Source organism: Limimaricola sp. G21655-S1 (genome assembly GCF_027213785.1).
GTDB lineage: Bacteria > Pseudomonadota > Alphaproteobacteria > Rhodobacterales > Rhodobacteraceae > Limimaricola.
Window position 1 is genome coordinate 1 of sequence record NZ_JAPWGO010000294.1, and the last position, 263, is coordinate 263.

At 58.2% G+C, this 263-nt stretch carries 1 pseudogene; it reads right to left on the bottom strand.

The features are described 5' to 3' along the window. Positions 1-263, bottom strand: a pseudogene (locus tag O4G76_RS20830) (hypothetical protein); the annotation flags it as partial.

Below are 263 nucleotides of genomic sequence, written 5' to 3' on the forward strand. Positions count from 1 at the left end.
GGCCGAGGGTGCGCAAAGTGCCGATCTCCACGGTCCGTTCCAGCACAGCCATGCTCATGGTGTTGCCAACGGTGAACAGCACAATGGCGCTGATCAGAATGGTGATAAAACCAAAGATGGCGGAGAACATGCCGGTGATTTGGCCAAACGCCGGATTCAGCGTCTGGAAGTCATGCACCTCCAGTGGTTGTTGTTGCCAGCGGCTGTCGATGAGCTGTTGCAGCCGGGCGCGGGCCAGTTCCAGATCTGCGCTGTGTTGCAAC